Origin of the sequence: Kaistella chaponensis (genome assembly GCF_900156725.1) — a bacterium.
GTDB lineage: Bacteria > Bacteroidota > Bacteroidia > Flavobacteriales > Weeksellaceae > Kaistella > Kaistella chaponensis.
Genome location: NZ_FTOI01000010.1, coordinates 70,397 through 96,582, shown reverse-complemented (window position 1 = coordinate 96,582; position 26,186 = coordinate 70,397). Strand labels below are relative to the sequence as shown.

The 26,186-nt window shown below is 33.9% G+C and carries 25 protein-coding genes and 1 pseudogene; 17 read left to right on the top strand and 9 right to left on the bottom strand.

The window, feature by feature from the left end:
• Nucleotides 1-73: 73 nt before the first annotated feature.
• The 3 genes from BW932_RS10910 to rlmH form a co-directional block, all read right to left on the bottom strand.
• Nucleotides 74-457, bottom strand: coding sequence for a DUF3037 domain-containing protein (locus BW932_RS10910; RefSeq protein WP_076387539.1), 384 nt, complete (start codon nt 455-457; stop codon nt 74-76).
• Nucleotides 444-1,223, bottom strand: a complete 780-nt coding sequence (locus BW932_RS10905) for a HipA family kinase (protein ID WP_076387538.1) — start codon at nt 1,221-1,223, stop codon at nt 444-446. Before BW932_RS10905 ends, BW932_RS10910 begins: the two co-directional genes overlap by 14 nt.
• A gap of 507 nt (nt 1,224-1,730) precedes the next feature.
• Nucleotides 1,731-2,204, bottom strand: a complete 474-nt coding sequence (rlmH, locus tag BW932_RS10895) for a 23S rRNA (pseudouridine(1915)-N(3))-methyltransferase RlmH (protein ID WP_076387536.1) — start codon at nt 2,202-2,204, stop codon at nt 1,731-1,733.
• Between the two features lie 30 nt (nt 2,205-2,234).
• Here rlmH and BW932_RS10890 point away from each other — a divergent pair, with 30 nt between their 5' ends.
• Nucleotides 2,235-3,200: a YihY/virulence factor BrkB family protein gene (locus BW932_RS10890; protein ID WP_076387535.1), complete on the top strand. Its 966-nt coding sequence runs from the start codon at nt 2,235-2,237 to the stop codon at nt 3,198-3,200.
• A 243-nt stretch (nt 3,201-3,443) separates the two neighbouring features.
• Here BW932_RS10890 and BW932_RS10885 read toward each other — a convergent pair.
• The 5 genes and pseudogenes from BW932_RS10885 to BW932_RS10865 all read right to left on the bottom strand — a co-directional run.
• Nucleotides 3,444-4,388: pseudogene (locus BW932_RS10885) on the bottom strand (IS256 family transposase, variant Zn-binding type); the annotation flags it as partial.
• Nucleotides 4,389-4,742: 354 nt separating this feature from the next.
• Nucleotides 4,743-5,909, bottom strand: a complete 1,167-nt coding sequence (locus BW932_RS10880) for a zinc-dependent alcohol dehydrogenase (protein WP_076387533.1) — start codon at nt 5,907-5,909, stop codon at nt 4,743-4,745.
• 144 nt (nt 5,910-6,053) lie between these two features.
• Nucleotides 6,054-8,192 carry a catalase gene (locus BW932_RS10875; protein WP_076387532.1) on the bottom strand — a complete coding sequence of 713 codons (2,139 nt, stop codon included), beginning with the start codon at nt 8,190-8,192 and terminating at the stop codon, nt 6,054-6,056.
• 26 nt (nt 8,193-8,218) lie between these two features.
• Nucleotides 8,219-8,788: a YciE/YciF ferroxidase family protein gene (locus BW932_RS10870; RefSeq protein WP_076387531.1), complete on the bottom strand. Its 570-nt coding sequence runs from the start codon at nt 8,786-8,788 to the stop codon at nt 8,219-8,221.
• Nucleotides 8,789-8,799: 11 nt separating this feature from the next.
• Entirely contained in the window at nt 8,800-9,420 is a 621-nt protein-coding gene (locus tag BW932_RS10865; protein ID WP_076387530.1) for a hypothetical protein, read from the bottom strand.
• Between the two features lie 1,030 nt (nt 9,421-10,450).
• Between BW932_RS10865 and BW932_RS10860 the strand changes: the two genes are divergently transcribed.
• The 14 genes from BW932_RS10860 (at nt 10,451) to BW932_RS10790 (ending at nt 24,305) form a co-directional block, all read left to right on the top strand.
• On the top strand, nt 10,451-11,419 hold the full coding sequence (locus tag BW932_RS10860) for a zincin-like metallopeptidase domain-containing protein (protein ID WP_076387529.1): 969 nt from the start codon (nt 10,451-10,453) through the stop codon (nt 11,417-11,419).
• A 473-nt stretch (nt 11,420-11,892) separates the two neighbouring features.
• Complete coding sequence (locus tag BW932_RS10850; RefSeq protein WP_076387527.1) at nt 11,893-12,456, top strand: hypothetical protein; 564 nt, start codon at nt 11,893-11,895, stop codon at nt 12,454-12,456.
• On the top strand, nt 12,456-13,856 hold the full coding sequence (locus tag BW932_RS10845) for a DUF5712 family protein (protein ID WP_076387526.1): 1,401 nt from the start codon (nt 12,456-12,458) through the stop codon (nt 13,854-13,856). The genes BW932_RS10850 and BW932_RS10845 overlap by 1 nt, the downstream gene beginning before the upstream one ends.
• A gap of 1 nt (nt 13,857) precedes the next feature.
• Nucleotides 13,858-15,501: a type IV secretory system conjugative DNA transfer family protein gene (locus tag BW932_RS10840; RefSeq protein WP_159436432.1), complete on the top strand. Its 1,644-nt coding sequence runs from the start codon at nt 13,858-13,860 to the stop codon at nt 15,499-15,501.
• An 81-nt stretch (nt 15,502-15,582) separates the two neighbouring features.
• Nucleotides 15,583-15,873 carry a hypothetical protein gene (locus tag BW932_RS10835; protein WP_076387525.1) on the top strand — a complete coding sequence of 97 codons (291 nt, stop codon included), beginning with the start codon at nt 15,583-15,585 and terminating at the stop codon, nt 15,871-15,873.
• Nucleotides 15,874-15,887: 14 nt separating this feature from the next.
• Nucleotides 15,888-16,151 carry a hypothetical protein gene (locus tag BW932_RS10830; protein ID WP_076387524.1) on the top strand — a complete coding sequence of 88 codons (264 nt, stop codon included), beginning with the start codon at nt 15,888-15,890 and terminating at the stop codon, nt 16,149-16,151.
• On the top strand, nt 16,141-18,546 hold the full coding sequence (locus BW932_RS10825) for a TraG family conjugative transposon ATPase (protein WP_084566505.1): 2,406 nt from the start codon (nt 16,141-16,143) through the stop codon (nt 18,544-18,546). Before BW932_RS10830 ends, BW932_RS10825 begins: the two co-directional genes overlap by 11 nt.
• 2 nt (nt 18,547-18,548) lie before the next feature.
• Nucleotides 18,549-19,031, top strand: coding sequence for a hypothetical protein (locus BW932_RS10820; protein ID WP_143745553.1), 483 nt, complete (start codon nt 18,549-18,551; stop codon nt 19,029-19,031).
• On the top strand, nt 19,031-19,831 hold the full coding sequence (locus BW932_RS10815) for a hypothetical protein (protein ID WP_076387521.1): 801 nt from the start codon (nt 19,031-19,033) through the stop codon (nt 19,829-19,831). Before BW932_RS10820 ends, BW932_RS10815 begins: the two co-directional genes overlap by 1 nt.
• Nucleotides 19,832-19,834: 3 nt before the next feature.
• Complete coding sequence (locus BW932_RS10810) at nt 19,835-20,539, top strand: hypothetical protein (RefSeq protein ID WP_076387520.1); 705 nt, start codon at nt 19,835-19,837, stop codon at nt 20,537-20,539.
• Nucleotides 20,539-21,579 carry a conjugative transposon protein TraM gene (gene traM / locus BW932_RS10805; protein ID WP_076387519.1) on the top strand — a complete coding sequence of 347 codons (1,041 nt, stop codon included), beginning with the start codon at nt 20,539-20,541 and terminating at the stop codon, nt 21,577-21,579. The genes BW932_RS10810 and traM overlap by 1 nt, the downstream gene beginning before the upstream one ends.
• Nucleotides 21,580-21,587: 8 nt before the next feature.
• Nucleotides 21,588-22,235, top strand: coding sequence for a DUF4138 domain-containing protein (locus BW932_RS10800; RefSeq protein ID WP_076387518.1), 648 nt, complete (start codon nt 21,588-21,590; stop codon nt 22,233-22,235).
• A 21-nt stretch (nt 22,236-22,256) separates the two neighbouring features.
• Nucleotides 22,257-22,826, top strand: coding sequence for a hypothetical protein (locus tag BW932_RS10795; RefSeq protein WP_076387517.1), 570 nt, complete (start codon nt 22,257-22,259; stop codon nt 22,824-22,826).
• Between the two features lie 15 nt (nt 22,827-22,841).
• Entirely contained in the window at nt 22,842-24,305 is a 1,464-nt protein-coding gene (locus tag BW932_RS10790) for a hypothetical protein (RefSeq protein WP_076387516.1), read from the top strand.
• 18 nt (nt 24,306-24,323) lie between these two features.
• Here BW932_RS10790 and BW932_RS10785 read toward each other — a convergent pair whose 3' ends face one another.
• Nucleotides 24,324-25,250: a lytic transglycosylase domain-containing protein gene (locus tag BW932_RS10785; RefSeq protein WP_076387515.1), complete on the bottom strand. Its 927-nt coding sequence runs from the start codon at nt 25,248-25,250 to the stop codon at nt 24,324-24,326.
• Between the two features lie 163 nt (nt 25,251-25,413).
• Between BW932_RS10785 and BW932_RS10780 the strand changes: the two genes are divergently transcribed.
• The gene (locus BW932_RS10780; protein WP_076387514.1) at nt 25,414-25,650 is read left to right on the top strand and encodes a hypothetical protein; all 237 of its coding nucleotides are present in this window, start codon (nt 25,414-25,416) and stop codon (nt 25,648-25,650) included.
• Between the two features lie 280 nt (nt 25,651-25,930).
• Complete coding sequence (locus BW932_RS14450) at nt 25,931-26,056, top strand: hypothetical protein (protein WP_262493363.1); 126 nt, start codon at nt 25,931-25,933, stop codon at nt 26,054-26,056.
• The last annotated feature ends 130 nt before the right edge of the window (nt 26,057-26,186 follow it).

The following is a 26,186-nucleotide window of genomic DNA, read 5'->3' as shown; positions in this document are numbered from 1 at the left end:
ATGATAGCTTTAAGATGTAAAAAAGCGGGTTTAGTTAAATTGTAAAAAACTGATTGCAAGTTGTTTTTCGAATTTATCTTACCAATTCCTCAAACAATCTCTCAAAAGTCTCATCCAAATTTTTTGATTTTCCTGGATGTGGTCGAGAAGTTTGCACGACCGAACTTCTGACCGCGGTTAACCAGCGAAATCTTTCGGGAATTTCTAGCTTTGCGATTTCGCCGCCGTCTTTTGCGCCGTTTGCTACTTTTTCGAAACTTTCTAGATTTTGTTGGATGTCTTCGAAATCTATTTTACAGTGCATTACTTCAAATTTTTTCGGACAAATCGCAAATTCGATACGGATATACTTTTCTCTCTTCGAAAACAAAACGAGTCCGATGTTGAAAAATTCTTCCCGCTCCACCTTTGGAACCAAGCGGATTACAGCGTATTCGTATAATTTATCTTCTTGCATTTTCGGCTTCATTTAAAAAGATTTCGGAATTCGCTAATCGGGTTTTCATGAACTGAAAATAAACCTGCCGTATTTCGTCTGGAGTTTCATCGGTATCGTTCCACTGCAGCCATTCATCGGGAATTAGATCGACTAAATTTCGGAAAAATTCGTCGTTTAAATGTTCTTTTGCAAACAAGTCAGCTTCTCTTAATTGGGTCGCTTGGGAAAGCAAAACATAGTCTTTTACATATTTGAAAGGAGTTTTTGCAGCGGCATCAAAATTTTGCCAAGAATGATGAAAATAAAAGGAAGCGCCGTTATCAATCACCCACAATTCTTTGTGCCACATCATCAAATTGGTGTTCTTGAAAGTTCGGTCGATATTGGTAATAAATGCATCCAACCAAACAATTTTTGAGGCCAAAACCGCATCAATTGTAATGGAAGAATCATAAGCAATCGCCCCCGACAGAAAATGCAATCCTAAATTTAAACCTTCGGAAAACTTGAGTAAATCCTGAATTTCTTCATCGGCTTCCATTCGTCCAAAATCGACATCCAGATTAGCGAAAACAAGTTCCGGAATTTGTAGTTCTAATTTTGAAGCGATCATTCCGCCCAATAATTCCGAGATCAGCATTTTTACGCCATGTCCTGCTCCGCGAAATTTGATAACATATTTAAAATCGTCATCTGCTTCTGCCAAAGCCGGAAGTGAACCTCCTTCTCGCAACGGTAAAATATAACGCATCACGGTTACAGTGCGTAATGATAGGTTTTTCATATCTCACAAAATTAAACATTATTACTTTAAGTAGAAAAATTTTTGACTGTTCGTAATTATTGTTAAAACAGGTTTTCTTGGTAATCTAATAAAATTGCGAAGGAATGTTAATTTCTATCAAGCAATAAGTTTCTTAGAAAAATGAAGGTGCGATAGGATGCAGTTTTAAAAGGTTTATTAATGTTTTGTGTTGCAACTATTTCACTCTTTTCTGTTGAAACTATTTCACTCCTTTGGAGTTTGATCAATGGTGTACTATTTCTGTTAGAATCATTTCATTCCTTCGGAATTCCATTTCACTTCTTAGGGATGCCATTTCACTTCTTAGGGATGCCATTTCATTGCTTAGGGATGCCATTTCACTGCTTAGGGATGCCATTTCACTTCTTAGGGATGCCATTTCACTTCTTAGGGATGCCATTTCACTCCTTAGGGATGCCATTTCATTCCTTTCAAATTCCTTTTATATTCCTTTGAAATCTAAATTGATATAAAATACCCAAACACTTAATCATTGTGATACGGTTTCCCCTGAAGAATTTGATCGGCGCGATAAATTTGTTCTACAAAAAACAAACGAATCATTTGGTGGGTAAAAGTCATTTTCGACAAAGACATTTTTTCGTTCGCGCGATCATAAATTTCGGACGAAAAACCATAAGCACCACCAATAAAAAAGGCAACTTTTTTCACAGAGGAATTCATCCAATGGTCAATTTTTGCGGAGAACTCCCGACTTGTAAACTGTTTGCCTTTTTCGTCAAGAAGAACGATGAAATCTGAATTTTCACTTTGATTCAGGAATAATTTTCCCTCTTCTTTTTTCAGCAATTCCGGGGAAAGGTTTTTCGCATTTTTCACATCTGCAATTTCTGTCAACTCAAAATTCCAGTGTTTCGGCAAGCGATTTTGGTAATATTTAATAAGATTTTGGATTTCCTTCTCATCGGTTTTGCCAATACATACTAAATTGATTCTCATTTGTTATCTTTGTGCTGCAAATATAGATTAATGGGTATTAAAACTCCTAAATTCCTCCTTAAAATCCATGAATTTCTTGATGGTATTCATATTCCTTTTTTAGGAATATCACTTTGGAAAATGTTCGAAATATACGGAAAGGGTGTTTTCAAAATGCAGATTGGCAGAATCGCTGCGAGTATTTCTTGGAGTTTTTTTTTAAGTCTTTTTCCTTTCATCCTCTTTCTACTCTCACTTTTGCCCTATTTACCTCATTACGATAAGCTCCAGTTTTATATTTTCGAGGTTTTGATGCACAATGTTTTTCCGTCGCATATTCAAAATGATGTTTCTGGTTATATCAAGGATTTTATTATTCCAAATATGAAAAACATTAGCAATCTGACCATTATTTTTGCAATGATTTTTGCGGTGAATGGAACTCATTCTTTGATTAATGGTTTTAATTTGAATACCAATTTGCAACGCGGAGTAGTAAAGGAATATTTTGTCGCTTTCGGTATTACGATCGCTTTTATATTTCTGATCATAGCCTCTTTACTCGGAATTTATTACAGTGAAGTGGTTCTGAAACTTTTTACCCCGCAAATCAATATTTCTTGGTTTGTAGATAATATGGCAAAAATTATTGGATTTATTTCTTTTCCTATTTTTTACTTTATTCTGCTTGCTTTGTTCTATTGGGTGGGTTGTCTGAAGATCACCACTTTCAAACAAGCGATGCCGGGAGCGATTTTAACCACGGTTTTGTTTATGTTACTGACTTATTTCTTTGCGATTTATGTTAAAGATTTCGCCAAATACAATGTGCTTTATGGTTCTATTGGCTCGATTATTTTGGTGATGGTTTGGGTAAATGTAAATATTATTCTAATTCTTCTGGGGAATGAATTAAACATCGCTATTAAGAAAGTTCGGGTAGAAAAAATGATTTCAGATGAAATGAACGCGAATATCTTGGCTGATGATTCTAATGTTTCACCTGATTTAGATTGAAGAACGTAGAATCTTTTCGAACTTTATAAAGCCATTAAAATTGGTAATGTGGTCAAAAATAGTTGGTGTTTTTCACAAAAATAATTCGTAATATTTGGCGGTTGATTGGAAGAGGAAGTAAGCAATGCTGAGGAGCAACTTACCAGCAATACAATCAGCGCTGTAAACAATAGTTTAGAGGGATGGTTTTTGCCATCCTTTTTTAGTAAATTATTGGAACAGCTTTATGGCTAAAAAAACCTTTTACGACTTTAGATTTTTATAAAAAAGATACCATTGAATAAACTTTTTTCTCCGACTTTTGGTAAGCCCTCGATGAATATTTAGATTGCCTTTCAAATGACCAAAAAAAGACTCTATTCCATTGGTTGTTTTTGGGATTTTATGATTTTGCAGGAAAGTAAACATATTTGGTAAAGCCTTTCTGATAACAGAAAAACATCTTCTCACCATTTTATGGGTGTACCAATATCTTCCGGTTTCCAGACTGTAGGATTTTTCATTCAGAAAGTCTTTATGCTTCTCAAACCAGTCCAAAAATTCTTTGATCCAATATTGCTTTTTAACTTCACTATCAATAAAATGAAGTTTGCAGACAATTTCACGCAACTCAAAACCAGCTACAGACTTTGGATAAGCAGAAAGCCATATTTTGCACATCCTCTGAATATGAACCAAACATCTCTGAACAGGAACTTTCGGACAAACTTTACGGATTGCTTTCAATAAAGACTTGTCGCCATCGCAGGTTATACCGCCAATTTTTATTCCTAAATTCAGAATGTTTTCCAAATCCTCTTTTAGTTCTTCATAATGCTCTCCGTCAGTAATTCTGTAAAGTTGGGTTTGTTTAAAAACATTGTCTCTATATACAACCAAACAGATTTCATTGGAAAAATAAGTACCATCAATCAGCAAATAAACCTCTTTGTTCTGGCTGTAACTGAGTTTTGGAGCTTTTACAAGCATCACATTAAAATACCGTTGAAGAGTGCTAACCGAATATCCCGATTCTGCTGAAATCTGCTCATAAGTTTGTTTTCCAATAATCCATTTTTTGAACCAAATTTCTTTGTTTTTCAAACCCACAGATTTATTTTCCGCAGTAAAATAAATGCCACAATTTTTACATTTAAAACGCCGTTTACCATTTTGCTTTCCCCAGGAAATCACATCCAGACTTTTACAACTCCAACAACGATTTTTTTTAAATTTTCAGTCATAAAAAAAGTTTATTGAAACAAAGTTCAATAAACTTTCTGTATCATCAGTAATAATAGGCAATACAAAGAATTTTACCAACTATTTTTGACTATTAAACCAGAAATTTTTAGTTATCTAAATCAGGTTTATTTCTTTTACGAACAGAGAGATCTTACGAAAGAAGTAGTATAGAATAAAATAGAATATCTTACTAAAATTAAAGGCGTTAGATTTTAATGACTGATTTATATAAATTAATGAACAATAATTATCTCCTATTTGATATCGCATATAAGAAAAGCCCTGCTGAAAGCAGGGTTTAATTTAATTATTTTTTATTTAGATCCATGGATCTAAAACCACCTTTACACAGCCATCCTCTTTTTTGTCAAAGATGTCGTAACCTTTAGCTACTTCGTCTATTGACAGTCGATGTGTGATAATATCGTCTAGGACTACTTTTCCATCTTTTACATATCCTATTAATTCATCGATAATGGCATGTACGGGACACTGTCCAGCCTGTATTCTTAATCCTTTATCGAATATTTGACCGACTTTAAAATTATCATAATTGTAGGGGTAAACTCCAAGAATGGAAACCTTACCGCCTCTGCGAACTGCACTCATACAAGCTTCTATCACTTTAATTGAACCTTTCTCCAAGTTAATAACAGCTTTTGCTTTATCTATTAGATTTCGATCTGGCTCGAATCCCACAGCATCAATACATAAATCTGCACCACGACCATGGGTCAGGCTTCGTATGTGTTCAATTACCTCTTTACCATCTTTCCACAAAATCGTTTCACATCCAGTTAATCTTTTAATTTGGTCTAAGCGATATTGTTGAGTATCCACTACAATAACCTGCCCGGCATTTTTTAGAATAGCACTTTTTGCGGCCATACTTCCTACGGGTCCTGCACCAAATATTGCTACGGTTTCACCTCCTTTTAACTCTCCCCACATCACCCCAGTATACCCTGTTGGAAATATATCTGTTAAGAATAATGCTTGATCATCCGTTAAATTATCTGGAACTACTCGTGGGCCGAAGTCTCCATATGGAACTCGTACATATTGTGCTTGCCCGCCATCATAACCCCCGTACAAATCGGTGTAACCAAACATTCCACCACCTTTTTCGGTCATTATTCCCCCTTCAGGTCCATAATTTTCTTCATTACTATGCTCGCAAGCCCCAGGTAGATCGTGATTACAAAAATAACAGCATCCACATGCTACTGGGAAAGGAACAACAACACGATCGCCCACCTTTAATTTAGTCACTTCGCTACCGATTTCTTCGACTATTCCCATAAATTCGTGACCCATTGTCATTGGTCTTGGTTGAGGAATACCTCCGGAATACATATGTAGATCACTTCCGCAAATTGCTGTAGATGTTACTTTCAAAATTATGTCAGAGGGCTCTTTAATTTTTGGATCGTCTACCGTATCACATGTTATTTTTCCGGGACTGTGAAAAACTGCTGCTTTCATATAGGTTGTTTTTTAGGGTTTAATAAAAAAATTACATCAAATTTTTAGCCATAGAAATGAAATTGAATCAAATATTTAAAGTATCAATAAAAATAAACCGCCTCTGTTGTGAGACGGTTAATAATTCAATGCAAAAATTATCGCTTAAGCGGGTACTTTCGGATTTTCTTCTCTATTCCAAAATCGATGTTTTTTAATTGCGTCCACAAACTCATCCAAATTGCCTGAAGTGGTTACTCCTTCTTGTGGTAGTTTAACATTTGGTAACGCCTTTTGTATTAAATCACTACCATTAGAGTCTGCTCCAATTGGTTTGCAGTGTTTAAAGGCTTCCATAATAAAATGAACTGCATCTGGATTTTCTAAAAGAAGATCAATGTTTTTTCCTCCTGGAACGTAAACGGCATCAAACACAACGGAAGCTGCGGTCAATAGACTATCATCTACAGGATAAAGATCGGAATTTTCCGTACTCACGAATCCATGATCAGGTGCAATTACACATACCACCGCGTCCAATTCTTCAAGTTGTCTTTTAATTTTCGTAAAAGCTTCATCTTTGACACCATCCGCCGTTAACAAGGCAATTTTCCTGTGTTTAATATGATCTACCAATTTCGTAGCCATACTTAAGGAAGGAGCGTCTTCGATTGGTAAGTCATTTTTAAAGGAAAAATAATGTTCCAAATTTCCATCAGCAGGAATACTGTCAGTGATAGGTTGTGGTAGTCGCTCTGTTATTAAACCAAGTTTTTTTGCAACAATATTTGCCAATTCCTCATTAACTTCTAAAAGCATATTTACCATACGCTGTCGAATTGGTACCGTTTTCACCTTTCCTAATTCAAAAGCGAAAGCATTTTGGATATGCCGTTTTTCATGATCAGTCATGCTATTATAGAATAACGCTGGCTGACTAAAGTGATCGAAAAAGCTCTTACTTCTCTTTCGAATTTTTGTAGAATCTATACGTTCTTCATATGATGTAAATCCGCCTTCACTCATTTTGGCCTGAAATGGACAGCCGCCCCCTAAAGAATTAGGGTTGTAAGCTACTTTCCCTTTATTTATTTGCATTCTGTGCATGCCGTCCCTCTGATTATTGGTAACTTCTGGAATAGACTTATTAATAGGGATCTCATGAAAATTCGGACCACCTAATCGCGAAATTTGAGTATCTGTATATGAAAATAAACGACCTTGCAGTAAGGGGTCATTTGTAAAGTCGATACCAGGGACGATGTGTCCAGGATGGAAGGCGACCTGTTCGGTTTCTGCGAAGAAATTATCAGGATTTCGATTTAAGGTCATCTTGCCTATAATTTCTACCGGTACCATTTCTTCCGGGATTAATTTGGTTGGATCTAGCAGATCAAATGGGTACTTATGCTCATCTTCTTCAAGGACTATTTGCACACCTAATTCCCATTCCGGATAATGGCCCGCATCAATTGCTTCCCATAGATCACGACGGTGGAAATCACTGTCTTTACCTGAAATACGTTGCGCCTCGTCCCAAACCAAGCCCATGACGCCTTGTAATGGTTTCCAGTGAAATTTAACGAAGTGAGACTTCCCATCTTCGTTGATAAATCGGAAGGTGTGTATACCAAAACCTTCCATCATTCGTAAACTTCTTGGGATGGCGCGATCGCTCATAAGCCAAAATATATTGTGCATCGCTTCGGGCATCAGTGAGATAAAATCCCAAAACGTATCATGAGCAGATGCTGCTTGCGGTATCATATTATCAGGTTCCGGTTTAACTGCATGCACCAGATCTGGGAATTTTGTAGCATCCTGTATAAAAAATACGGGCATATTATTTCCCACTAGATCATAATTACCTTCTTGAGTATAAAATTTTACAGCGAAGCCCCGAACGTCTCTGGGAACATCGGTAGATCCTTTACTTCCTGCAACTGTTGAAAAACGTGCAAAAACTGGCGTCTTAATTGAAGTCTCGTTTAAAAATTTGGCTTTTGTATATTTTGCCATTGGCTTATACAATTCAAAAATACCGTGTGCGCCAGAACCTCTCGCATGTACGACCCTCTCCGGAATTCTCTCATGATCGAAGTGAGTGATTTTTTCTCTTAGTATAAAATCTTCTAGAAGGGTGGCACCTCGTTCCCCCGTTTTTAGTGAATTTTGATCATCATTAATTTTTAATCCTTGATCGGTGGTCAGAAATTCTCCTTGATTGTCCGTAGTAAACTTCCCTAGCTGTTCTTTTTTAGGATTTGCTCCATTTTCAAATGGTTCTTGTTCATTTATTTTCATGTTGTTAATTTTTTGAATTACTTAAATTAAACGGCATTTAAATCTTTAGACTGGAAATCTTCCGAGTTTGCTTGAGAATTTAAATTAGTATCTGCTATCGTACTTAGTAAGCAATCAGATTTCTTTTCTTCTCCTAGTGTTCTCAATAGTAGATCAAGTGCAGTTCTTTCATTTAGAGTTTTAGCAAAAGCTGCTAAGGTTCCATAAGTGGCAATTTCGTAATGTTCTATTTTTTGAGATGCTGCAATGATACCCGCATCTCTCACTGGACCCGCTTCAGTTTCTTGAACAATTTCGTCTCCTTCTTTGAGTAGTCCTTCCATGGCTAGGCATTTTTTTCCTTCAGCTTTTTCTCCCATAGATTTAAAGGCAGCATCCAGTCTTGTTACTTGAACCTTTGTTTGATCCAAATGATTTTTAATGGCTGTCTTCAACTTTTGATCCGTAACATTTTCAAACATTTTTGGCAGTGCTTTGACTAAGGCGTTTTCTGCCCAATAAATATCTTTCAGCCCATCGATGAAAAGCTCTCGTAAACTTTTTGCTTTGTCGCTACTCTCATTTTGGTTAGTAGTCTTTTTTTTGTCAGTTCCCATAATATTGAATTTTATTGATTTGTTTTATTTTCATTTTTAAGACATTTATAAAGATACTTCTCGTCAAGAATGTTTTGAACCCAAAGCTCCCAGTGAATTTTACTCAATCCAAAAACTCCACCCTTTGCTACAAAAAAGTTTCTGATTTTATCTATAACTGGTAAATTTCTGTAATTAACAATTTCATTTCGTCCGTGGACTTCCGCAACAATTTCTAAATTGTACTTTTTAATACTAAAGTAGTTTTTTGCTTTGTTTTGAAAGAAATGCGCTGTAGTTTGAATTCCTGGTAGGTGCGTAGGACTTACTGTGATAAGATAACTCTCAACATTATTCTCGTCTACCAATTTAATTTCTACAATTTGAACCCAGTCATATCCTTTTCCAGTTTGGTTGGAAGGTCCAGGAATTTTAATCTTAATAAGATTGCCAGGAGCTGGAGGCAACAAGATAACGTCACCATTTTTATCGACAAGGGAGAATTTGGTGGCATTATTAAATAAATGCCCCCATCTAGAAACATTAAAAAAAGTTTCCTTTACATTTTTGAAAAATTGAGTGCATTCTTCTTTAGTGGCAAAGGTTTTAGTTTGACTGGAATCGTGATGGCCTCCTTCAACTTGTAAATCCATTTTTAATAATGTTTTTATAACATAAAGCTACAAATTATCTGATAAAGTGCGATTTATATTTTAATTCAATCCATTTTAAATTTATCTTTATAGAGACAGAATTAACAAAAATTAAAAATCTGAAACATTTCATTGAACCCTGTCGGGAACATTCCATTTATTCAGACTTTTAATTTTGTTTTTCACTCATTATTGTATTTTCTTCACGCTTCAAAAACATTTCCCTACCGCTTTGCTATCGCTCAATTCTTTTTCAGCTAAAAATTAAATACTTTCGGAAAAAGTGCCATCGCTTTGCCCACGCTCAAAAAATTGCAGATTTTAAAAAGCAAATAGATCTAAAAAATTCTGGTTCCCGCCATTTATTTAGACCTATTGCTTTTATTTTTCACTACCTATACTATTTTCTTTACGTTTCAAAAACATTTCCCTGTCGCTTTGCTATCGATCAATTCTTTTTTAGCTAAAAATAATATAGGTTCGGAAAAAATTAAATCGCAATTTTTCTTGCCTCTACTTTGCCCGAGCTCTTCCATTTTGAATTTCTGTTTTGTTTGAAAAATTTTCTACGTACTGGAAAGTTATTTATAGCGTTTTAGAGCATTCCAAAAAACGTAGAACTCATCTACTTTTCTTTCATCCCATTTCTGGTGTTTTTCTGTATGCAAAATTAAAAATGGAAGTCTTCCTAAAAAAATGAATTTGGGAATCCATCAATATTTACTCTTCGATTAATTTAAATATTGACGAACCCACCTAAACCCTTCGGGCAAATTCATTTCCTGCTTCCACGTTGTTTCAGTTTTAGAAATCATTCCATTTTTAAAGTCATTTAGCAAAGAAAAAGACACCTCAATTATACGAATAAAGATAAAAGCAGTGAGTTCTTTGACATTTTCAAAACCCCTAAAACCCTTTAGATAATAGTTCTTTCCAGTCCGCTATAAAATCTTTCAGTTTAAAAAAAACGTGTCCTCATTACCAAATAAATAACTAAATAAGTTTATAACTAAATAAATAATTAAATATTATGAATGCAACAGCCCCCAAAACCCACAGTTCAAAAAGTAAAAAAAATCAGATTTCTAAAAAAGGTGAAGATAAATTTATCTCTAGAATTATTGAGAATTTAGATAAAGTAAAAGCCCAGGATTGGGAACTTTACACCACATATAAATTTCAAGCACCAAAAAATCTATTTAGTCAGAATACCTATAAAGGATTCAATTTATTGACCTTATATATTGATACCCTTACAAATGGTTTTACCTCTAGTTTATACGCAACATTCAACTCAATTTCAAAAGCAGGCGGAAAACTTAAAAAAGGATCTAAAGGAGTTGTTATTGAATTTTTCAGTTTTGTATATAAGCATCGGGAAACTTTAAAAACATATACTTTGGAACAGGTTAAAAATATGAGTTCCGCAGAACTGCAGCAAATAAATAAATATCCGGTGATTAAAAATTATGTTGTTTTTAATTCAAATCAGATTGAAAATTTAGAGGAATTAAATTTGAATATTGATCTCCATGAAGCCCAAGAGTTAGAATTTGTTGATCAAATAAATTGTGAAAATTTCGTGCAAAAGTTAGTTGAAAATGCATCTTTGAAAATTAAATTTGAACAGATTTCACATGGTAGTTACTCTCCAATTTTTGATCATATCAAGATGCCTTTAAAAAAGCATTTCGTTTCAGAAGTGAAATTTTACACTACTTTATTTCATGAAATTATTCATTGGACAGGACACGAAAAAAGATTAGACAGAAATCTTCGTGAAGGATTTAATGACAAAATTAAGTATTCATTTGAAGAACTAATTGCCGAAATGGGTTCAATGCTTTTAGCACTTCAATTTGGAATTACTGATGAACTTTTAAATTCCATCAGGTATCTTAAAGGGTGGTCCGATACCCACAAAGAAAATCGAATTGAAGATATTAAAAATGCTTTCATCCAATCAAAAAAAGCGAAGAAATATTTAGAACAATTTTAAGAAATTAGCCTCTCATTTTATGGGAGGTTTTTTTTGTTTACAGATCGGGAATTTAAAAAATATTCGGAAAAATTGGATGCCAATTTTTCATTATAAGCAACCTGTTTTTTTAAATAGTAGATCGCAATTAGAAGTAGATAAAATCGAAATGTATTGTTGTAGGTTTTTAAATTTATACAATAATACGGGAGATATTTTGTTCAATATAGGAAGCCGATTTCTGGCTCATCTCACCCACCCGCATTTTTTGAAATGTTTTTTCCGACTATGGAAGTAGGGTTTTTTCCTAAAACTGATTGGTAAAAATCAGAGGTAAAGAAAGGAAAGCAAGAGGAAACGTGTCCAAAATGGACAACGTTTGGAAACACAAAGTGTTATGTTTATTTTAATTTATAAATGTGCCACAGATATGGGGTACAAATAGCTTTAACTTTTTGTTTAACAAGTATTTAATCTAGTAAAATGTGGTACAAATGAGTGGTACAATTTCAAAAATTAGAATTTCTAAAGATAATTTGGAAAAATTACGAATTTTAAAAAATAGCTTGAATTTGAATAGCTATGAAAAGGTTATTGACTTTCTAATTGACTTCAATCTTAAAGGGAATTCGGAACTAAACTATCTGGCAGAAATTAAAAAAACACTGGAGGATGGATTATCTTCTAATGAAAAAAGAACGGAGGCTATTCATAAAAGACTTGGTCATTTAGATAAATATTATTTCACTAAAATTCTAGATACGCATCATCTTTTGAAAGAATTTTTAGCGGTCAATTTGAAGGAAAAAACATTGAGTTCTGAAGGAGTCAGCGAGGCTAAAAATACTGAAGAAAAATCATTCGATGAACAAAATTTAAAATTAGAAAAAGAAGTAAAAGAGGTTTGGGAAAGTCATCGCGAAATTGAAGAGATTAATCAAAATTTAATTTCACAGATTAATAATTTAAAAAGCAAATTTAAATTCGAAAGTGGTGCGTTTTCCAAAAATTATAAAGCCGTTTTGAGTATTCAGGAGTTTGACGAAATTTTTAAATAATGCATATTTCTTTTACAAAACACAACCCAGAGATTTCACAAAGTTGTAAAGCGGTGACAGAATATTTGGAAAAAGAAAATTCATCTAGAGAGAAAGAATTTGAAAATTTCATGGATGAATTTCAGAGCCATAAACTGTCAGAATTCGACAAACAAATTGAGAAGCAAAACTTATTTTTTACGACGGATGAAATTGATGATGAGAAATATTTAGATCAAAATACTGCCACAGATTTAATTGACAAAAATTTTTCCTCAAGAGCAAAAGAAAGCGAAAGCAAATTTTTTATTTTAAATATTTCTCCAAGTAAAGAAGAACTTGAACATTTAAATCAGATTATTGATTTGGAATTAAAGTCCAATGGATTCAACCAAAAGGAAATTGATATTTTGAATCAAACTGTAAAAGGAGAGCAGCAATTAGAACTGATAAAGAATGATTTAATGCATCAATGTTTACGTGAGTACGCAAAAGAGGTAATGAAAGAATATGCAGATAATTTCAATCGTGATGTTTATTCTAATCCTGATCAGCTCCCCAATCGTAGGGAAGAAGTTCAAATTAATAGCGAAACAAAAAATGAACTTGAACGATTAGGAATTAATCGCAAAGATCCTGAATACGCTCAAAAATTTCAGATGATTCGCGAACAGAAAGCGGCGGAATTAGGCAAAGATTTATCAGTGAGAAAAATGACGGATAAGGATTTGGTATGGGTCGCTAAAGTTGAAGAGCAGAGAACTTATAAAGCAAATGATAAATGGGTTAGTGATAATAGGAAAATTAATAGGGAAATAAAATTGTTAGAATCTGAAAAAGGTAATAATAGTGGTAAAGTAGACGAATTAAAATCTAAGTTGCATAAGGATAGAACCACTGGTGAAATTGTGAGAGAAGGATTAAAAAAAGGTGGTCAGCAGTATCATATTCACGTCATCGTTTCTAGATATGACAACTGTCCTAATGCAAGATATAAAGGGTCTATATCCCCTTTAGCAAATCATCGAAATTCAAAAGTAGCAGGAAAGAGTGCACAGGTTGGATTTAATAGGGATCAATTTTTCAAGAAGGTAGAACTGAATTTTGATCAAAAGTTTAGATACGATCGCACTCAAAGTTATCAGAAATTTAATGAGCAGAAAAAGATTCGAACAGGGAAAAAAGTACGCATAGAAAATTTAGGAAAAGGATTTAGTTCAGCGATTACGAAACCGATAAAAAATGAATTGTATAGAAATTCAGGTCTGTATGAACTACAAAAATTAAATCTTAATAGTACCATCAGCAAAGAACTTGGTTTCCGAGTGCCTTTAAGTATTCCTAAAACTCCATTAGAAATTGCAGTTAAAACTATAAAGTCAGTAATAACTAAAATTAGTGATGTTTCAAAAGGATATTAATATGAAAATTCTAGATCTTACTTTAAGAAATTGGTTAATTATTATTGTAGGAATTGCGGTAGTAAGTTTCCTTTTTACGATTGCATTTAAATCAAAAAGCAAAAAATTTAAATGTATCCTTCTCCTTTTTTTGGTAGGGTTAGTCGTTTTTGGCAGTTTTAAATTAGGGAATTTTATCTTCATTCTGCTTTACCTTATCGTTCCCAGTCTTATCATTAGTGGTCTTATTTATTTATGGACTTTCGAAAAAAAAGCAGATCCACTTTGGGATGTTGAATTCAATACTTCCCAGGGCAAAAGAATTATTCGGGGCATTCAGCGTGGAATTGCAGTTTTTGGTGCCGCAGGTTCTGGTAAAACGATTTCTATTATTTATAATTTGATGATTCATTTTGGCAAAGCCGACTTTGCAGGGATTATTTATGATTTCAAAAATGGAGAGCTTACAGAATTAGCAAAGGCGATTTTCAAAGAAAGATTAAAAGTAATAGCCTTGCATAATCCTAACTCGAGCAGTCGTGTAAATCCTATTTCACCTGATTATATCAAAGGGGAAAAAGATGTCAATCAAATTGTAAAAGTCATTATTGACAATTTAATTAAAAATGGAGTTGGAAAAGGAGATGATTTTTTTAAAGATAGTGCCTCTTCTTTATTAGCAGGAGTTATCTTGAAATTTACTTTCGATCATAAGGAATTATGTACCCTACCCCACGTTATTGCTTTTATACTTGGTGTTGATTTTAGCGTTCAAAATCCGCGATCCGGTTTAGGTGATGATGCAATGGATAAGTTTGCAAAACTTAAAGAGTTTCTTACGTCCAATGAGCGTGTTGCCATTCAAGGAAGTACTTTTATCTTGGGACTTGCTTCTGCAAAACAAACTGCTTCTGTAATTTCGACGCTAGCGAATGCTCTTAGAAAAATTGCATTCCCTGAAGCGTTCTGGATTTTAAGTGGTAGTGATTTCGATCTCAATATTAATACTGCCCAAAATAATTTTGTGGTTTCAGTCATTAATGAACCTAGATCTGCTGAATTTTTAAGCCCTATAAATGCTACAATTATTCACACCATTTCTAAACAGATGATGGTGCGAGATCGGAAACCCAGTTTTATTTTACTTGACGAAGCACCAACAATTAAGCTTCTTAATATGGCACAGATTCCCGCTACGATGAGAAGTTTTGGTGTTGTAGTGGTTTACTGTGCGCAGGATTTTGTTCAGGGAGTTGTTCAGTATGGCAGAGATGGTTTTAAAGAAATTGTTGCCAATCTCTCTACTCAGTTTTTTGGAAAATCAAATGATTCAGAAACATCGAAATTTTATGAAAGCTATTTTGAAATGGTTAATATCAAAACCAAGTCGGTTTCAAAAAAAGGGGGCGATGGCAATTTGTTGGCGTGGGGTGAGACTTCTACGACAACCGGAGAAAGAGAAGTTCACAAACACAGAGCCAATGAGTTTAATAGACTTAGCGTGGGTGAGTTCGCTTTTCTTTCCGATGGGAAGAATGAAATTGTTAATATTATTCACCCTCGAATTGTAACTGAGAAATTTGAAAATCAAAAGGTCATCACTCAAAAAATGTTAGATGCTCATTTCGAAAAAATACTTCGGGAAGCAAGAAATATTCTAGATTAACATAATATTTTAAAAATCACAGCGTTAAAAGTAGTGTATATTAGGAAAAAATTTTTTTGAAATTCCCAAAAGTTTATGCTTATGAAGAATCTAAAATTAAAACTCTCCAGTTTCACACTTTTAATTTTCTCGTTGACTTCTGCGCAAAGCATCAACTTGAAAGGTCCAGCACAACAACTGGCAAATGAAATTAAAGGTATCTTCCCGTATGTTGCTGTGAGTATATTCATCGTCGTTATTTTTGTCAATCTTGGACATTTTGTTAAGGACAATGGAGACTGGAAAAAAGGAGTAACCAACATCGTTATTTTCGCCGCTATTCTGGGTGCAGTTGTCGGCTTGGTTAATTACGTAGGAAGTATAAGTTTATAACGAATTAATTTAAATTGAGGAAAGTAAAGAATCTAAAAGGATATCGTCAACGACCTACAATTTACGGACTAAACACTACGGGCTTTCTAGTAACCGCTATCATTTCAATACTCGCTCTTTTAACCTTTTTAGGAGGTTTTACCATTAAAAAAATTATAGTGGTGACGCTCGTTATTGCCGTCACGTATTTTACTGCGCTTCTGCTGACGAATAATTCCACCATCAAAGAATGGCTCTTTGACGAGAAACTCCCTGAAAAATTTTCAGATGATGAATAATTTATTTTTACATATCGATACCAATAAAGTTGTGGGAACAAATGGCGCATTTGCAATGGGCTACGAGTTTGACTTGATTGAAAAATATTCGATGGGTCAAGAGGATTATGAATCTGTGAATGATTTATGGAACAGAGCTTTAAAGGATATGCCATCTGGTTCTATATTTCTTAAACAGGATATTTTTCAGGAGTCTGAATTTGACACGAATAATTTCCTGCAGGAAAATTATTTACAAAAAGAAACGAAGGCCTATTTTCATAAAAGGCCTTTCCTGTCACACAAGTGCTTTGTTTTCTTTATTCTACCTGCCGGAGATACTTTTACCAGTAAAATAACCAATCCCTTTAAAAGATTAAATCGAAAAAATTTTGAAAAGTTTGATGATAAAATAAATGCCTTTATCAATACCGTAGAGCAGATCATTAATTTTCTTAGCAATGGAAAAATTAATAGTGGAAGAGCTTTTCAAATTCGAGAACTGGAATCGGAAGAAATGAGAAATTACTATGATTACTATTTTAATAATTTCCAAAACGACTTCGTTACTGACAGGGTTTTGAAAAATGGCTATATGCAAATTGGAGATCGACTATTAGGAGCCATCTGTACGAGAGATGAAGAACATATGCCGGAGAGTTTTTCATCTTTACAAATTGATAAAGATTTTACCACTGCAAAATATAAGTTTTATCAAAACATTGGTGATCTATTTGGCTTTTCGTTGGATTTCGACCACGCTTATAATCAGGTTATTTATTTTGAAGATAATCAGAATGAGTTAAGCAGTCTGAGGAAAAGGCAAGATCTGTTAAAAAAGTCGTCCACCTTTGATCCTAATAATAAAGTAAACGCCGGAAAACTAGAAACATTGATAGAAAGTATCGCAACGGATATCGATAGTGAAAGAATTATAAGAGGCCATTTTAATATTCTTTTTTATGGTGACAATGAAAACGAGATTAAGAACAGAAGAAATCAAATTACAGAGCGGTTTAAGTCAGTAGATATTAAGACCAGACAACCGATCGGAAATTTTCTTAATTCCGTTTTTTGCAATTCCTTCTATTTGTTTTCCGCTAATTTTTCTGAAAAACAAATGTTTTATGGGAATTTAAGTTTAGCCACCTTATTTTTTAATAATTGTACTAATTATAAGAATGATAAAAAAGGGGTGCTGCTTAATTCCCGTATAGCAAACATACCAGTAATTGTAGATACCTGGGATGAAGAAAAGAAATATGTAAGAGCCAGAAATTTTATGATTTTTGCACCGACTGGTTATGGGAAATCATTTTTAGCCAATCATTTATTTCGCCAATACTATGAACAAGGAGCAAGAGTAGTTTTAGTGGATTTAGGAGGATCTTACCGTAAACTTTCTGCACTATATCCAATAGACACTGTATTTATTCATTATAAAGAAGGCGAACCAATTGGTTTAAACCCATTCGATTTGCAAGGTGAGGAATTAACAGCTTCAAAAATTGAGGATTTAACAGAATTCGTTATTACTCACTACAAAAGAGATTCTAAAGCGACGGAAAACGAAAAAACCGCCCTTAGGAAAATTATTGAGGCTTATTTTATTCAAGATGGTGAGCAAAGTCTCTTAAAATTTATTCAAGCCATACGAGAAAATAAAGACACCTTACTTCCAGAGTTAAATATCAGAAATGAATTTTTCAATATTGAAGAGTTTTTATTTGCCATGAGCGAATTTGAGAAAGGCGGTATTTATGATTTTCTATATGCTGATGAAAGCAATGATAATTTAACCAGGGTAAAAGACAAAAAAATTATTGTTTTTGAACTGGATGAAGTCAAAGACAATCCTCTCCTACTTTCTATTATGTTGCAGCTAATATCATCTGTAATAAATGAAACAGTATGGAAAGATAAATCTACCAAAGGGTATATTTTCTTTGATGAAGTTGCCAAGCAGTTTAAGTTCAAAGGCGTTTTGGAAAAAATAGAATATTTCTTTCAAGCAGTTCGAAAGCAAAATGGTGCAATTGGAATCGTACTGCAGGCAATAAGTCAACTCCCGGACAGCGGAGAGTTTGGTCAAATTGCGAAGACAATTATCGAAAATACGCAAGTTCTTTATGTTTTAAACGCAAAGGATTATTCGGCTTTACAGAACAGGTTCGGAATGAGTGATCATGCTTACCATCAAATGAGTTCTCTAACATCAGATTTTGAGGGGCAACATAAATATTCGGAAGTCTTCATTATGAGAGGTAATCAACATCAGGTTTACCGTTTAGAAGTTCCGGAAAAAGTTTTTTGGGCATACCAAACCGAAGGGGCTAAAAATGAGGAACTGATGAAGATTTATCACGAAACTGGAAATATGGAAAGCGCAATTGACCAATATATTAAATCAGACTAAAAATGAAAAAATTAATCTTAACATTATGCCTTTTGGTAGGATCGTATTCATTTGCACAAATGGCTGTAGTGGATGCAGGAGCCAATCAACAAATTGCGAAACAGATTACGCAATCTGCAGCCCAAATAAAGCAGTTGGAAAAATCCTATTCTCTGTTGAAAGATGCACAGGAAAAATATCAGAAAGTCAATGGTTATATCCAGCAAATGGGACAGCTGCAGAATATTATTAATATGCAGAAACAAGCCATTAATAATTCTAATAAAGTTTTAGAGAAAGCACGCAAAGGAAAATTTGATGTTAGCGGTATTAAGAATCAGTTGGCTCAAATTTCTGGCAGCATTAAAACAGTTCAGGCATTACTTAATAATGGTATGTTTAATATGAGTGATAGTGAACGTATCACTTTATTGGAAAATGAATACAGTAAGGTAAAGAGTGCGAATGCTAAAATTAGTGTTAAGCTTATTAAATTATCTTATTGATGGATTACTCGTGGCTTACAGAACTCAATCAGGTTATTTCCCAAACCAAAGTTTTTTCCTTTACCATTATTGGAGCGAAATCTTTGGCTATGACCTTATTGTTATTCAAAGTCATTGGTAATTTTTTACAAACAGGAGAAAATCCGGAAGCACCGAAAATTGGGGGGATTATTAGCATTATAGGATATGGACTTATTATAGTAGGGAGCGACTGGGTTGTAAATGCAATTGAAAGTATGTTTTCCTCCGTTGATGTTTCTGTTGCAGCGCAACATCCAATAAAAGACGATGCATTAAAAAGGTATTTGTTGGAATTAGATAAGATTGCTGATCAATACAGTGGATTAGATTATATAGGCTTTTACCTTTCATTAATACCATTATATCTGACTGCAGGTTTGATGACGTTCACCAAAATGTTTTTAGATATTCTTGATATGGCGGTTGTAGGAATGTATTTGATTCAAAGAGTTTTTCTAATTCAATTGTTCAAAGTTATTTTTCCATTTGCCATCGCACTTTCTACGACGAAAGGATTTGAGGATATGCTTTCAAGATGGATCAAGATATACATTGGTTTGTTCGTTTTAGGGATCGGATATATGGGAATTATGAAATTTTCAGATATCATCTATGATTTTGTTCAGAGTAAAGCGAATGTTCAAATGTCTGATATCGGTTATGATACTGATTTAGGGGTTATTTTCGCCTATACCGTAGGTGCATTACTAATTTCCTTTATGGTTAAGTTGGGTTTGTTTGCGATTGTTACTAAAGAAATTAGAGGATATTTCAGTTAAAATATGAAAAAGGAGAAAGCAGAAATTACCGTTGGAAAAGATATTTACTCGGAATTAAAAAAAAATAGCCGGGTTGTCTGGGGTGTCGTTGCAGTTAGCATCATCTCAATTGTTGCTGTACTTTATTTGGCATTGGTCATTTACAGTGATAGTACGTCAAAAATATTTACAGTCAATAATAACGGTGATTTAATTCCCTTAAGTCTGATTTCCGAAAAAAATGACAAAGTAAAAGTAATCAAAGCTAATGCAGATTACTTCACCAAACAGTTCTACGATTTAGACCAATACTCTATCAAAGATAAAAAAGAAAATGTTCTTTGGTTGGTTGGTGAGCAACCTACCAACTTGATAAAAGATAAAGACCGGAAAGGCTATTATTCTAATTTTCTTTCCATTAATGGATTGGTTCAGAAATCTGAAATACTTCCCAACACTTGGCGAATTGACAATGTAGATGGAAATCCAAATGTCAGTTTTTCGGTACTGGTTAAAAGAATAAATGGTACCGTAGAAGATTATTTTCAGGCAGATGTGCAGCTAAGAATGACGAAGGTTAATATCAATTATCCTTACAATCCTTTCGGTTATCTCATTACGAATTTCACCGAAAGTCTATCAAAGGTTAATGCACCTACTGATCAAGAGATCAGTATACAGGATAGTATAAAAAGAGAACACATTAACCCGACAATTGAAGTTAAGTAATGGAACAGTTAAAACAGTTTTGGGAGATTAAAAGCAATGAAGAGCGTCGAAAAATCATTGTTTATTCTATTGCGAGCTTACTTGCAGTCTTTCTTCTCGTGGGGGTTTATGTTTTAAACGGTGGAGATAAAAAAGTTGCAGTAGATGAAATATCAAATCCCGATGCAAAGGAAGCCCAGAAGTATAATAGCAGAACGGAAGCCAACCAATTAGGAAAAAAAGACAGCAGTAAATTAAATACCGCAATGGATGATCTCTTTGGTAAATCGGGAGATTCACCAATTGAAATTATTTCAGAAAGTGACGGAAATGATAAACCTACGTCCACCTACGTGGAGCCTGTGTACACCCAACCAAATTATAATAATTCACGAAGTGAAAAACGAAATAGAGGGAGCAGTTACAACAGTCATTCGACTTATGGAGATTATTCGATGTGGCAGGCGGAAGAACCCAAAAACAATTCAATTGCTTATACAGAAGTGAAAAATTATCCGAAAAGTTCCAGATCAAAAAATGAAAACGCATCCTCAAATATAGACTATACCGAAATTTTCGAACCTGCTTATGTGCAACCAAGTTATAGCGGTTCATCTACCAACCAAAGAAGCATAAATGAAGGGAAGCAGATTAGAGCTAAACTGCTTTCCAAAGGATATGCGAATTCGGGAAGAACGCTTTCTTTTGTATTGCTTGAAAGTACAAAAATTGGAACGTTAGAAACTCCCAAAGGACAAATAATAAAAGGAGTAGCCTCAGAACAAAACAATCGTTTACTCGTTAATTTTTCCACGATTAAAGTGAAAAATAAAATTGTTCCGGTTCAGCTTCAATTATACGGTGCCGACGGAATGGCAGGACTTCCGATATCACCAGGAACTCAAAATTCAGATTTAGAGAATAGAGCTTTAAATGAAAGCAGCAGAATTCCAGTAATTGGGGGAGTCATCAATTCCGTTGGAAATGCAATGAGCAAACAGTCGGATAAACGAATAAAATTAACCTTTAATGTGGAATGTATCATCGTTAATTTCAATTAAACAATAATATGAAAAGAGTACTAATAGTAATAGGTATGCTGTTTGGCATTTTTGGATATTCTCAAAAGAGTAACCAAAAGAATTATAAAAAACCTGTAAAGAAAAGTCTTAAGAAAACTGTTTCAAAAAATGCAGCAACTCCTATTGTTGTTAAGACTCCGGTTGAGCAATCTATTGAAAAAGTTGCAGAAAAAAATGAACAAGAAGCAGAGAATTCACAACAATATGAAATAATCGCTCAAAAAATCATTAAAAAAAATGGTTGGATCAAAAATCGAAATTCTGCTTTTGTACGGGGAATTGAAGGTTTTGTAAAGGGTGTTTATGTAGGAGGTGGGAAACTTTATGTTCTTATAGAAGTGGCTAATCGAACAAATATCAACTATGATGTAGAAAGTATTTCTTTTATAACAAGTCCTGTACAGGTTAAAGACCGTCAAATTGAGGCGGAAGAAAAAATCTTTTCACCCATCTACGCTATTCAAACAGAAAGTATAGCGAAAAAGTCCCGAGAAAAATTACTATTTGTCTTTGATAAGTTCACCATTTCCGACAACAAAAATTTACTTTTTATTATGAGTGAAATTGACGGTGAACGGACTTTGTCATTAGACATTAAGCCTAAATATATTGTAGGAGCTGAATATGTAAAATAATAATTTAAAATGTAAAATAATATGAAGAAGAATGTTTTGATATTATTCCTGGTTTGCTTTTGTATTCTCGCAGAAGCTCAAGGGCGAAGAAAAAACCAATCTGCAGTTCATGCAGAATATGGTTATGTGATGGAAAAGGCAGATCTCAGTGCTGGATTTATGGTAAAGGGAGGCTATATTAAGGTTTTCGGTGAAAAAGGGTTTTTGGGAAAAGTTGAGGGTTTTTATCAGGATTATGAAATTTCCTATTTAGATAATCAAATCCTACCCTATCATAAATATGGTCTTAATGTAAATGCGGGGTACAGCTATGAAGGTCTTGCTCCAGTCTATATAAACGGATGGTTAGGCGGATACGCAGGATATGAAACGGTGAATGATGGTAATTCTAAAGATCCAAAATACAATGCCGAAATTCCGGTTCCCGTTAAAGGTTTTGTATATGGTATTTCCGGCAGTGCTGAAATAGAATTTGCCTTTGCGAGGAAATTCTCATTTCTGGCCAATTACACCCAGTTTTATGATTTAAAAAGTGAGTTTTCGAAGTCTAATTATGGCCTTTTCGGAGGATTTAGATACTACATTAATTAATAAAATCGACCTAATATGAGAAATACAATCATTATAATACTATCTTTTTTCTGCATTTTACTATTCAACTCTTGTCGTGAAGATGGAGACTGGGGAAATGACAATGATGGACAATTTGGATTTACTATCGAAAGAGATAATAATTTTATTGAAAAAGCAGTTGGAGAGATAAACCAGTTAAAATTTAATGTGCGGCCATCTTATGATTTTCAGTCAATTAAGACTTCTTTTAAATTCACTACTAATTTAAATGGCACACTTAAATTAAATGGAGAGCTTCTTACAGCTAATCAGGAATATAATTTCACTACTGAAGAAAACATTTTTGAGTATGTTGGAAACGTTTCTGGAGTCCACGAATTAAAAATTGTTGTTAAAAATGGAAAGGGAGTGTCTAAAGAAGAAGTTTTCTCACTGCCCTACTCTGTTTCAGAATTTTCGCATACGTATAATGGTGGTACAGGTTCCATTTATCAAGGCGATGAAACCCAATATCTGATGAAAATTGTTCCGGGGTCTGGGCAACCATCAACAGGTTATCAAATTAAATTTGACACCTATTCAGGGCAAGTAAAACTAAACGGAGTGACTGTAAATTTAGATACTTGGTATCCTATTAATAATATTGACAGTTTTACAACCTCTCTCGCAACGAACACAGCCGGACAGGGTAAATTAACCTATTCAATAAAGAATAGAACTTTATCAAAAGATTATGAGGTACAGCAAAATATCATAGCGAGAGAAGTTACAATTGAAAGTATGAACTTTAGTCCGGCAAACATTTCAACCAATACTCAGATTACATTAACTGGAATCGTTAAAAAATCACCGGTTAACACCAATACTACCATTCAATATAAAACTTGGATCTCATCTGCATCAAACTCAAATTTAAATGGTATTCAGAACACCAACAATACCTACACTAATTATGCTTTAGGATCAAACGGTTCTTTCTTATCCGCTATTAATGCTTTGGTAGCAGGAACATATACTTACAATATTCAAGTAAAAGATGAATATGGAAATGAAAGTGAGGTAAAAAGTTTTGAGATTAAAGTAACTCCAACAATTTTCTTTGACGATAGTGTTGTGAAGGAAGGAAATATTGCATTTAAAGTTCCAAGCCCTGCCGGAGGATGGAGAGTATATCAACAGAATTTTTCAAGAAAGTTTAAACTGATTTCTGGTGGTAGTGCAACAATTACATCTGTAAAGTATGAATTGAATTATGATGTTACTACCACAACTTCGTCCGTTCATGTTACTAGAACTTATAACGAAAATGTTGTAGTGGGAACGACTGTCTTTGAAAAAAATAATGATATTTGGCCGACCATCGGTGATCAAGTTGCTTTTTTAGGCGGCACAAACGTAAACATTAGTAATTTGACAATGAAAATTACAGGCACAGCGAGTACGGGAGAGGTTGTTGAAATTACTTTTACGCCAACTGGAAGTATTGTCGTAAACTAGATTCATATAAAGGGTTTTTCATCTAACATAAACGATTGAACCTTTCGGAATAATTTCGGTCATAAATTGAGGATTTGCGAACTTTAAAATTTTATAATCAAATCGTTTTGATAAATTAGTAAAAGTGGTAGTCTGACTAATCTTAATTGTTTTTAGATCAAAAAATGAATACCTAAAATATTTAGGTTTCATCTGATGTTCCTTGTAATAATTGAAAAGGTAATTGACAGCAATAAAGCTGGGGACATAGGCTTGTGTTTCTTTAGGAAGATACTTTCTGAGTTTCCAATAGTTTTTTGTTCCCGCTTTTTTAATTGCTTTATTTACATTACCAGGTCCGCAATTGTAAGCTGATATTGCCAAATTCCAATCGCCGAATTGACGGTATAAATCCCTCAAATATCGTGCACCGGCATCTGCATTGCTTACAGGATCGTAAAATGTATTGATATATTCGTTTTTGCGTAAACCATATTGGTTTCCTGTAGCAGGCATAAACTGCCAAAGTCCACTTGCTCCTGCCCAACTTCCTGCACGTGGGTTTAAAGCGCTCTCAACTACAGCTAAATATTTGAGTTCTCTTGGAATTCCATAATGATCTAGTTTGCTTTCGAAAAGTGGGAAATAGTAAACAGACAATCCTATTATTTTAGGATACCATTGGTAACCGAGAAACTTTTTTACGTAAGTATAAGTAATATCATTGTAGTCAATATGAAGGTTGGTATTAGCATCTAAAAACTTAAAGCGATTTTTATAAGTAGTTAGATTAAGGGTGGTTTCAAATTTTTCGCTACTGTTATTTAGTTCCCCTAAATGATGAATGTACTTTTCATCAATTTGGATAAAGTACTCACCATAATCTCTCGTCAGTTGACTTTGTGATTGAAGTGCTTTAGTACTGATAATGAGTGTTAAAAATGTTTTGAAAAAGACTTGCTTCATGTTTTTTTAACAAATTATTAAATTAAATTGGTGGAATTAGTTCTACCTTTGATCAAGATTTGCAAAATGAAAAAAGTAATAAAATCAGTTAAAGAAAATTACACGCATCGAATTTTTCAAATTTGGCTTAAAGATTTCTATAATATATTTGTGTCGATTAGAAATGAGTTTAAAAATTCGAAAAATCTTTAATATTAAAGAAAACTTGCAAGAGTTCACGCAATATATTGGGTGTGATCCTAAAGGTATTTACTACATCGAAAATAATACCTTTTCGAACAAACACGTCAGATATTTCCTGTTTTTGCGTAAGAAAGGCTATAATATCAACGATATTATGGACAGAATTATTGAGGAAGAATGTAGAAATTCCATAAAAAATCCTGATTTAGAAGCGTAGCTTCGGTAATTTGAGTATTTCTACGAGGTAATATTTCGTCCAATTCTAGACAAAAGATTTCTGCACCAATGTTTTTTCCGACTATTGTTTTCCGCAATTGCACTTAAAGTCTTCGTGGAGGCGTTATAATATCTTGAATAACTCCCTCTTTTTAGACCACTTCTAAAGGTTTCTAAAAGCCACAAAAAAAACAGTCCTTCTAAAAAACTGCTCTAATGATCTCTATTCTAAAATCGATAGCTCGATAAGATTACCAACTGGGGAGGAAAAGCCACCGGTAATGATGCAACATATCATTCGAATTGCCAGAAATCAAATGGTTTTCACGAGTTTAGAACAGAGTATTTCTGAAAATAATCCGGTTCATTTTGTTGATGTTTTTGTGGAGAATGCTTTATGGGAGTAAGTGGAGTAAGTACTTTTTTACGAAAAAAATATATTAATCCAGTATAGATGACTGCAAACAAACAACCTCTGTTTATTGATTGGCGCTAAAAGCACTCGTTCTAATACATTTTTTTCAACACAAAAAATAA